The 9,918-nt window shown below is 70.9% G+C and carries 10 protein-coding genes; 6 read left to right on the top strand and 4 right to left on the bottom strand.

All coding sequences use genetic code 11. From position 1 onward, the window contains the following. From QSG27_RS24945 to QSG27_RS24930, 4 genes are all read right to left on the bottom strand, one after another. On the bottom strand, window positions 1-811 hold an 811-nt coding region (locus QSG27_RS24945; protein WP_306710931.1), incomplete at its 3' end, for an imelysin family protein. A gap of 33 nt (window positions 812-844) precedes the next feature. After that, window positions 845-2,113, bottom strand: a complete 1,269-nt coding sequence (locus tag QSG27_RS24940; RefSeq protein ID WP_306710930.1) for a di-heme oxidoredictase family protein — start codon at window positions 2,111-2,113, stop codon at window positions 845-847. A gap of 135 nt (window positions 2,114-2,248) precedes the next feature. Then, on the bottom strand, window positions 2,249-3,529 hold the full coding sequence (locus QSG27_RS24935; RefSeq protein ID WP_306710928.1) for an imelysin family protein: 1,281 nt from the start codon (window positions 3,527-3,529) through the stop codon (window positions 2,249-2,251). Between the two features lie 173 nt (window positions 3,530-3,702). Then, entirely contained in the window at window positions 3,703-4,857 is a 1,155-nt protein-coding gene (locus tag QSG27_RS24930) for a cytochrome-c peroxidase (protein ID WP_306710926.1), read from the bottom strand. A gap of 713 nt (window positions 4,858-5,570) precedes the next feature. Here QSG27_RS24930 and QSG27_RS24925 point away from each other — a divergent pair. From QSG27_RS24925 to QSG27_RS24900, 6 genes are all read left to right on the top strand, one after another. Beyond that, window positions 5,571-5,783 carry a Flp family type IVb pilin gene (locus tag QSG27_RS24925; RefSeq protein WP_306710924.1) on the top strand — a complete coding sequence of 71 codons (213 nt, stop codon included), beginning with the start codon at window positions 5,571-5,573 and terminating at the stop codon, window positions 5,781-5,783. Between the two features lie 79 nt (window positions 5,784-5,862). After that, a complete protein-coding gene (locus QSG27_RS24920; protein WP_306710922.1) occupies window positions 5,863-6,435 on the top strand; it encodes a prepilin peptidase in 573 nt (190 codons plus the stop codon). Next, window positions 6,426-7,292 (top strand): Flp pilus assembly protein CpaB, encoded by an 867-nt coding sequence (cpaB, locus tag QSG27_RS24915; protein ID WP_306710920.1) that lies wholly within the window; start codon window positions 6,426-6,428, stop codon window positions 7,290-7,292. The genes QSG27_RS24920 and cpaB overlap by 10 nt, the downstream gene beginning before the upstream one ends. A 46-nt stretch (window positions 7,293-7,338) precedes the next feature. Then, window positions 7,339-8,787: a type II and III secretion system protein family protein gene (locus tag QSG27_RS24910; RefSeq protein ID WP_306710918.1), complete on the top strand. Its 1,449-nt coding sequence runs from the start codon at window positions 7,339-7,341 to the stop codon at window positions 8,785-8,787. Window positions 8,788-8,810: 23 nt separating this feature from the next. Continuing rightward, complete coding sequence (locus QSG27_RS24905; RefSeq protein ID WP_306710914.1) at window positions 8,811-9,464, top strand: CpaD family pilus assembly lipoprotein; 654 nt, start codon at window positions 8,811-8,813, stop codon at window positions 9,462-9,464. Next, a partial coding sequence (locus QSG27_RS24900; protein ID WP_456062073.1) for a hypothetical protein occupies window positions 9,461-9,918 on the top strand: 458 nt, incomplete at its 3' end. The genes QSG27_RS24905 and QSG27_RS24900, both read left to right, overlap by 4 nt.

Below are 9,918 nucleotides of genomic sequence, written 5' to 3'. Positions count from 1 at the left end.
TGATCCGCACGTTGCGCGCCGACTGGCCGCTGCGCAGCGCCTCGGCCACCGCGGGCTTGGCCTCCCCGGCGTTGGGGCCGAGCGGCGCCAGAAGCTTCTGGTCGGCCACCACCTGCAGGGCGGTGAGCGCCCCGGTGAACAGCGCGTTGACCGCGGCCCCCGCGTCGGGACCCAGCGCGGTCGGCTCCCCGGCGGCCAGCGGCGCCTCCAGCGCCCTCCAGCCGTCGCGGACCTCGCGGGCGATGGCGACGATGTTCTGCGCCACCGCGGCGGCCAGCGCGCCGCGGAAGCGCCCGGCTTCATCTCCCTGGAACCCGGCGGCGGTGACGCCCTCGTCGAACAGCAGCCGCTCCAGCACGGTCAGCCCCTGCACGGCGGCGCTCTGGCGGGCCAGCCCGCCCGGCTCCAGCAGCTTCGGGTCGCGGGCCTTCAGCATGGCGAGGATCTGGCGCTGCACCACCCCGGCGCGCTCCGGCCAGAAGGCGATGCGGTCGGCGCGCAGTTCCATCGACAGCGGTCCGGGGCGCAGATGCTGGGCGCCGGCCCAGGCGTCGTAGACGGCGCGGTGGGCGGCGCGGCAGCCCTCCAGCCCCTCCGGCGTCGGCGCCGCGGCGAACAGCGCCAGCCTTTCGGCGTAGATTCCGGCGGCCCCGGCCAGCGCGTCGAAGCGCGGCAGGACATGGGTGCGGACCAGGCCGCCCAGCACGGCGGCGTCCCCCGCCGGCTCCCGCGCCGCCAGGGCGATTTTCCCCGGCAGAAGGAGCGACAGGGCGGCGGCCGACATCAGGCCGATCATGCTGCGGCGTTGCATACTCGTCACCTATGCCAATCGAACATTGCGGTTTCAAAGTCCCAGAACGAAACGTACCAGCTTTTCGCGGTCGCCGCGCGGCAGGGCCATGAAGGCACCGCGCGCCTTGCCCGCCTCGCCGCCGTGCCACAGGATGGCCTCGGTCACGCTGCGCGCCCGCCCATCGTGGAGCAGCGCCAGTTGTCCATCGGAACCCGCCTGCTGCCTCAGCCCCCACAGCGGCGTGGTGCGCCAGTCGCGGCCCCGCGCCTCGCCCATCGCCACGCCGTCGGCCAGATCGTCCCCCAGGTCGTGCAGAAGCAGGTCGCTGTAGGGGAAGACCGTGCGGCGGGACAGGGCGGGCCGGGCGGCGTCCTCCGCCGTCGTGAAGGAGGGGCGGTGGCAGGACGCGCAGCCGGTGGCGGCGAAGAGCGCGCTCCCCGCCTTGTCGCGCGGCGGCTCCAGCCCGCCGTCCGGCGGCAGGCCGTGCAGATAGCCGTCGATCAGCCCGATCACCGTGGAGGGGATCTCCAGCCCTTCATACTGCGGGGAATCGCCGTGCGGCGCGTTGCGGCACTCGGTCTGCGCGGGGGTGCAGTCGCCCCAGGGCTCGGGATAGGCCGGGGTGGACATGCCGATGTCGAGGCTGAAGGCTTCCGAATTCTGGCGGTGCAGCGTCGGGTGGACAGCCTTCCAGCCGAAGCGCCCGAGCTGCCGCGTGCCCTCCGGCGCCACCCAGTTGGGGCGCCCGGCGATGCCGTCGCCGTCGCGGTCCTGCGGATCGGCGCCGGCCAGGATATCGGCCTCGGGGATGCGTTCCAGCAGGCCCATGCCGCGCACCGACGGGGCGACGCGGGCGGACAGGGCCGTCGTCCCGGCCAGCGGCCCGTAATTCAGATCGGTGATGGAGAGCAGCGGGCGGCGCAGCGTCGCCGTGTCCCCATCGGGGAAGCGCACCGTCTCCTCGCGGTAGGTCAGGGCCGGCCGCCCCTCAACCGCGAAGCCGAGCACCGCGTTGGTCTGGATCTGCCGCCCATAGATCGGGTCCGGGGTCAGCTTCACCGCATAGCCGACGCCGCGGTCGCCGGGCGTGCCGGGATCGGGCGGGCGCCCCTGCCGGGCCGCCGGGTGGCAGGCCGCGCAGGAGCGGGCGTCGTAGAGCGGGCCGAGCCCGTCGTTGGCGTGGGTCACGGTCGGAGCGCTGACCCACATCCGCCGGAACAGCTTCTCGCCGATCCGGACGTCGAGGTCGCCCGCCGCCGCCGGCAGGGCCGGGAGGAGGGCGAGCAGAAAGGCGAAGCGGGCTTTCATCGGCAGGGGCATCGGTTCCGGCGGACAGCCGCACTCCGTGTTCGTAACAGGCCGGGCCGCGGCCCCTCCACCGCGCGGGCGGTCAGCGGGGAGCGGACAGCGCCGCCCCGCGCGGGAAGGAGGGGCCGCGGCCCGTTGTCCACCGGCTTACTTGCCGACGGCGGACGGGTTGTCGAGGCTGTCCGAACCGGTCACCTCGATCGAGACGCCCAGGGCGGCGACGACGCCTTCCAGGGCCTTCTTCTGATCGACCAGACGGTCCACCGCGGTGGCGACGATCGCGTTGCCGTCCGCGTTGTCGGGGCCGATCATCTGGTCATAGGCCATCTTCCCGCTGTCGGCGGTGTCCTTGATGACCTTCATCGCGGCGGTGGCGGTGGTCATCGCCTGCTTCACCTTGGCGTCGGCGTCCGGCGCGGTGGCGGCGACATACTGCGACAGGGACGGGCCGGTCACGACCTTGCCGTCCACGCGGGTGTAGCTGCCGCTGTAGACGTTGACCATGCCGATCTGGTCGTAATAGTGCGAGTTGTGCGTGTTGTCGGAGAAGCAGTCATGCTCCTCCTCCGGGTCGTGCAGCATGAGGCCGAGCTTCATGCGCTCGCCGGCCAGCTCGCCATAGCTGAGGCTGCCGAGGCCGGTCAGGATGCGGGCGATGCCGTCCGACTCCTTGGCCTTGGCGATGGAGGCGCGGGCCTTGCCCTTGGCGCCCCAGGACTTGGCCATCTCCTCCAGATCCTCGACCAGCATCTGGGTGGCGACGGTCAGGAACTGGGCGCGGCGGTCGCAATGGCCGTTGGTGCAGTCCTTGCCCTTGGCGAAATCGGTCGCCTTGCGGTCGCCGGCGCCGGGACCCGTGCCGTTCAGATCCTGGCCCCACAGCAGGAATTCGACGGCGTGGTAGCCGGTCGCCACGTTCGCCTCGACCTTGCCGGCCTCGTGCAGCGTGTCGGCCAGCAGCTCCTTGGTGATCTTGCGGGCGTCGATGGACTTGTCGCCGGCCTTGATCTTCGGGTTGGCGATCACGTTGGCCTTGGCGAAGGGGTTGCTCTCGCCACCGGCGTAGCCGTCGTCCACATAGTCGATCAGGCCCTCGTCGAGCGGCCAGGCGTTGACCTTGCCCTCCCAGGCATCGACGATCGGGTTGCCGAAGCGGAAGGCTTCGGTCTGCATGTAGGGGACGCGGGCGTTCAGCCACGCCGTGCGGGCGGCGGCCAGCGTGGCGTCGGACGGGTTGGCCACCAGCGCATCGACGGCCTTCTTCAGCGCCTTGGCGGTGCTGGCGGCGTCCTCGTAACCGGCCTGGGCGATGTCCGCGTAGGTCTTCACCACGTCCTTGTAGGCGGGCTTGGACGACTGGGCGTCGGCGGCGAGCGGCGCCAGCGCGATGAGAGCCGCGGCGGCAAGGCCGGAGGCGTGCTTGAACATGAAGGTCTCCTCAAGCGTCGGTGAGCGGTGGCGTCAAAGCCATGATAGTGCGAAGCATTCTCAACATGCGCCGCGAACCACTCTCATTGTCAAGATGCATTCGAGCCGGGGAGCGCGCTTTGCCGGTTTTGCGGCGGACGGCGGGGCCGGCGAACGGTCCCGCCGTCCGGTGCTCACTTCACCAGCGGCTCGTAACGGGCGTCGGTCAGCGTCTTCATGAAGGCCACCAGCGCCTTGATTCGGCGGTCGTCGAGCGCCGGGCCCTCCTCCAGCTCCTTGATGGAGACGGTGGGGGCGATCTCCGGCTTGCCCCAGGGCTTGCCGGTTTCGGGGTTGATCTGGTCCGCCGGCCTGGTGCTGTTGTACTTGTTGTAGAAGCGGACGACGGTCTCCAGGTCCTTGAAGACGCCGTTGTGCATGTAGGGGCCGGTAACCGCGACGTTGCGCAGGGTCGGCGTCTTGAATTTCCCGTCATGCGCCGTCTGGCCCTTCAGCGCCGGGTTCTCGGCCAGCCCGCGGTCGATGTGCGCCGCCCCCACCCCGTTGGCCGCCCGCAGCTCCGCGTTCACCGGGACGCCGATGTTGTGATACTCGTAATTGGTGAAGGTCTCGTTCTTCGCCGCCGGCATGGCGTTCAGCTTGTGGCAGACGTTGCAATTGGTGAACTGCTGCGAGAAGAACAGGGTCATCCCCAGTTCCTCCTCGCCGGTCATCTTGTATTCGCCGCGCAGATACCGGTCGTACTTGGAATCGAAGGGCGAGAAGACATCGGTCCTCTCGAAGGCGGCGATGCTGTCGGTCATCGCGTCGTAGGCCCGCTCGGCGTCGTCCAGCACCCCCGCGCCGTAAAGCGCGACGAAGCTGCGCGCGTAGTTCTGGTTCTCCTTCAGCCGCCCCAGCACCTCCGCCTTGGAGGCCATGGCCATCTCGGCGGGGTTCAGCGGCGGGCCGCCGGCCTGCTCCTGGAGGGTGGCGGCACGCCCGTCGTGGAACTGGCCGCCGAAGGGAACCCCGTTGGCCTTGACGCCGAAGCGCGGCGAGAGATGGGCATAGGCGGCGGTGGGGGCGTTGCGGTCGCCCAGCGACTTGCCGTCCGCCCCCAGCGACGCCGCCCCGCGCGGGTCGGCGAAGCCGAAGTCGGGGTTGTGGCAGGTCGCGCAGGACTGGCTGCGGGTGGAGGACAGGTTGTTGTCGAAGAACAGCGCCTTGCCCAGTTCGGCCTTGGCCTTCTGCGTTTCCGCCGGATCGGCCGCCATGCCGGAACCGCCGGCGACCAGCAGGGCGGACAGCGCCGCGGCCGGCGCAAAGTATTTGCCGAACAATGACATCCTGACTTTCGCTCCTTGACGGCGGTCGCCCGCGGCGGCAATCCAAGACGGGGGGTCCGCCGGCAGTATCCATGGCCTTCGGCGTGGATGATAGTTATTCTCATTATCACGAAGGTGCGACCTATTGCCACTGGTCATAGGATCGTTGGGATTAACACGCCGCCCCCGTTCGTCCGGCGCCGTTCCCGGACGGACGATCCGGTCCGGTCGCATCAGGGCGACGGAAAAGGTACCCCATCCCGGCTACCGACTCTGCATCGCCAACCGGCGGACTTGCCGCCATTCCGGGGCGGGGCGGCACCACCGGCGGGAGTCCAAATGCTCCGCACGCGGCGGATGGAGCGGGCTCCTGCGGCTTCCGCATAGCCCGATAATACTTTCACTTTCTAAGCATTTTCTTTCAAAGCAACCCGGCGGTCATTCAGGCGCTCTTAAGGGGCACTTGGTTCCGCTTCTTTCGGGCGGTGCTTTTGAACATGCCCGCCCCTGCGCTTTTCATGGATTCGGCGCGCAAAATTGAATCGTGCATTGCAAGAACAACGGTCTCGGCCCGGCGGACTACCCCTATCGATAGGTTTATTAAAATGCCGTGCTTGGACATCCTTCAATCACAGACGCCGTGCATTCCCTGAAAATCAGTAATCGAAACCCCTCCGCTTCACTGTACTGAAGCGAAAACCCTTCACATCGCAATTTTCAAACGGAGACCATCAATGACCACGTTTGCCAACATTCGCGCCATCCTTTGCCCCGTCCGCAACGCCGCCAAGGACCGCAAGGGAATCACGGCCCTTGAATACGGTCTGGCGGCGGCTCTGGTCGCGCTCGTCATCATCGGCGGGGCCCGCACCTTCGGCACCAGCGTCAGCACCCTGTTCACCGGCATCGGCACCACGGTCGGCGGCACCTCGACGACCATTCCGTAAGCGCCGCAAGCCCTCCCTCCTTCCCACGGCCCTCTTCCACGGCCCCTCCCACGGCCCCTTCCCACGCAAAGCTCCCGCCATGGATACGATCGCAGCCTTCGATCTCTGGTCCCTGGCACGGCCCCTGGCGGGGCTTGCGCTGGGTTGGGCGGCGGCGGACGACCTGTGCCGGCGCACCATCCCGGACACGGCGTCCATCCTGCTCGCCGCGCTCGGCCTGACCGTTCCCCCGCTGCAAGGCGCCCCCTTCCCGTGGGTCACCCTTGCCGCCGCCGCCGCGCTGTTCCTGGTCCTGTGCGTCCTGCACGGGCGGGGCTGGCTGGGCGGCGGGGACGTGAAGCTGGCCTCGGCCATCCTGCTGCTGGTCGGGGTGGAGCGGGCGGTGCCCTTCGCGACCGCCACCGCGCTGGCCGGCGGCGCGCTTTCCCTTCTCTATCTCGCCGGGTGGCTGGCCCTGCGGAAGACGCGCCCGGCACGCCGGCTGCTCCGCCGCTTCGGCGGGCGTTCCGGAGCGGCCCGTCTGCCGGCCCGGCTTCTGGCGGCCGAGGCGCACCGCGTCGCCACCCGCCATTCCGTGCCCTACGGCGTCGCCCTGGCCGCCGGCGGGCTGCTCACCCTCTCCAATCCGACCGGAGGAGCGGCATGGTTCTGAGAATCCTTTTCCTGTCCCTGCTGCTCGTCGGGCTGTCGCTGGTGGGCTACGTGTCCTTCTCGATGCTGCCGGCGCCACCCGCCGCCGTCGCCGTCCCGGCGCCCGCGGCGCCGATGGACTCCGTTCTGGTCGCGGCCCGCCCGATCTCCACCGGCATGCTGCTGCGCGCCGAGGATCTGCGCTGGGAGCCCTGGCCGCCGGGCCGTCTCGGCGACGGCTACATGGTGCGGGGCCGCGTGGCGGAAAGCGCCTACAGCGGCGCCGTCACCCGCCGGTCCTTCGCGTCGGGCGAGCCGATCATGGCCGGACACATCGTGGCGCCGGGGGAGCGCGGCTTCCTCGCCGCCGTGCTGTCGCCGGGCAGCCGGGCGGTGTCGGTGGCGGTGGATGCGGTCAGCGCGACCGGCGGGCTGATCTGGCCCGGCGACCGGGTGGACCTGATCCTGACCCAGAATTTCGAATCCCAGGCGGGGCGCGACCTGCGCAGCCGGGCGGTCGGCGAGACCGTCCTGCAGAACCTGCGCGTCATCGCCATCGACCAGCAGCTCGGCGAGGCGAGCATGGTGAAGGGCGGGCCGGAGGGGCGCATTCCCCGCACCGTGACGCTGGAGGTCACCGCCCGCCAGAGCGAGACGGTCACCGTCGCCGCCACCATGGGCAAGCTCTCGCTGGCCCTGCGCAGCCTGCTCGCCGACGAGAGCGCCGCCGCCACCGCCGGGGCGGCCCCCACCTGGGCCGAGGACGTGTCGCCCGCCCTGCGCCAGCTCCCCGCACCCCACAGCGCGGAGGCGCCCGCCGCCCGCCGGCCAACGCTGCTCATCATCCGCGGGTCAAAGACGGAAACACTCGAACGCTGAACCGGCGCGCCGACCCAGGGGGACAAAGAGCATGGGGACGAAGACCATGACGATGGCAAGCATCACCACCGGCCGGAGCGCGGCCTTCCGCATCGCCGCGGCGGCGCTCCTGGCCGGTCTGTTCGCGGCGCTGGCCGCGGCGCCCGCACAATCGCAGCAATCCCAGCCGCGCCCCCGCGAGATCACGCTGGAGGTCGGCGGCGGGCAGCCGGTCAACCTGCCCGCCCCGGCGGCCAGCGTCTTCACCTCCGCCCCGGAGATCGCCGACGTGCAGGCGTCCGGCCCGCAAGCCTTCTTCATCGTCGCCAAGACGCCGGGCCGGGCCAGCGTCTACGCCCTGTCGGCGGACAACAAGCCGCTCGCCTCCTTCAGCGTCGTCGTCACCATGCCGGTGGGCGACCTGCGGTCCAAGCTGGTCGCCCAGGTGCCCAACGCCGCCATCGACGTGCAGAGCACCGGCAACGGCATCACGCTCACCGGCACCGTCTCCTCCCCCGCCACGGCGCGGCAGATGGTGGAGCTGGCCGAGCGCTACGTCGGGCAGGGGCAGACCGTGACCAACCGGCTGACCGTCGCCGCCCCCGCCCAGGTCAACCTGCGGGTCCGCGTGGCCGAGGTGTCGCGGCAGGTGACCAAGGAGCTGGGCGTCAATTTCGAGGCCATGTTCAACATCGGCTCCTTCGCCTTCGGGATCGCCACCGGGCGGCCCATCCTGGACGCCGCCGGCAACCTGATCCGCGCCGCCGCCCCGACCAATTCCCTCGGCGGCAGCTACCGCTCCAGCAACGGGCGGGTGGACATCAACACGGTGGTGGACGCGCTGGCCGAGGACGGGCTGATCACCGTGCTGGCCGAACCGAACCTGACCGCCCTGTCCGGCGAGACCGCCAGCTTCCTGGCCGGCGGCGAGTTCCCCATCCCCGTCGCCCAATACGACCGCACCACCACCATCCAATTCAAGAAGTACGGCGTCAGCCTGGACTTCACCCCGACCGTGCTGACCGGCGGCCAGATCAGCATGCGCGTCCGCCCGGAGGTGAGCGAGCTGACCAGCAACGGCGCCGTCGTGGTCGACTCCATCCGCATCCCCGGCCTGGCGGTGCGCCGCGCCGAGACGACCATCGAGCTGGCCAGCGGGCAGAGCTTCGCCATCGCCGGGCTGCTCCAGAACAACACCGCCGCGACGCTCGACGCCGTGCCGGGGCTGGGCGACGTGCCGGTGCTGGGGGCGCTGTTCCATTCCAGCAAGTTCCGCCGCAACGAGACGGAGCTGGTCATCGTCGTGACCCCCTACCTCGTCCGCCCGGTGTCCGCCGCCAACGCCCTGTCGGCCCCCACCGACGGCTTCGTCGCGGCGACCGACGTGGAGCGGATCTTCCTGAACCGCGCCCAGAGCCTCCAGCCCCCGGCGGGCAGTGCCACCCCCGCCGCCACCCCCGTCATCGGTCCGGGCGCCACCCGCCTGCACGGCGACGCCGGCTTCAGCCTGCAATGACCCCTTTCGCGGAGCACAGTGCCATGCGAACGCCGATGCTGCTTCTGCCACTCCTGACGGGCTTGCTGGGCGGCTGCGCCGTGCCGCAGACACCCCCGCCGATGCCCACCGCCCAGGCGCCCACGGTGAAGGCGCTCAGCAACGCCGTTCCCCTCGCCATCGACCCGCGCAGCGGCGCCATCGCGGCGGAGGAGCGCGGGCGGGTGATCCGCACGGTGGCCGGGCTGGGCCGCGACACCACCCCCCATGTGGCGGTCACCGGCCCGCTGCTGGCCGCCCCGGCGCGGGCCGCCGCCGTCTCCCTGCTGGGCGAGGCCGGGGTGCCGCCGGAGAACGTCACCTTCGCCCCCGACCAGACCGGCGCCCCGGCCCTCCAGGTGACGACCTATGTCGCGCTGGCCCCGGATTGCCGGGCGTGGAGCGACATCTACAGCGGCTGGTACCAGAACAGCCCGACCGAGACGCTGGGATGCAGCAACCAGCGCAACCTCGCCCTGATGCTGGCCGATCCGCGCGATCTCATCCAGGGCCGCGACACCGTGCCCACGGACGGCCAGCGCATGGCCGGCGCCGTCCAGCGCTACCGCGCCGACAAGGTGAAGCCCTTCGTGAAGGGCAACGGTTCCAACACCTTCTTGCTGGCCCCCGGCATGAACGGAACCCAGGAGGACCAATGAGCCTGCTCGCCACCCTCCTCGGCGAGGCGCCGTCGCAAGGAGACGCCGCCCGCGGCGCCGCTCCCCGCCTGCTCGCCTATGTCGCCGACGCGGCCAGTGCCGCCCTGCTGAACCGCACCGCCCCGTCCCTGCTGCCCTGCGAGGTGCGGACCGGCGACATCCGCAGCGCCGCCCGCGACCTGGAGCGCCAGCGCTCGCCCGACCTGCTGCTGGTCGATCTGTCCGGCGTCGCCGACCCGCTGGCCGCCATGGAAGCCCTGGCCGGGGTCTGCGATCCCTCCGTCCGGGTCATCGCGGTCGGCGACAGCAACGACATCGGCCTCTACCGCAACCTGCGGCGGATCGGGGTCACCGACTATCTGTTCAAGCCGCTGTCCCGCGACCTGCTGGAGGGCGCGCTCCGCCCCGCGGGCTCCGGCGCCGCGGCGGACGACGCGCCGGGCCGGCTGGGCAA

The sequence above is a fragment of the Azospirillum isscasi genome, from assembly GCF_030849505.1.
Classification (GTDB): Bacteria; Pseudomonadota; Alphaproteobacteria; order Azospirillales; family Azospirillaceae; genus Azospirillum; species Azospirillum isscasi.
The sequence above is the reverse complement of the archived record's forward strand: the minus strand, read 5'-3'. Positions and strand labels throughout refer to the sequence as shown.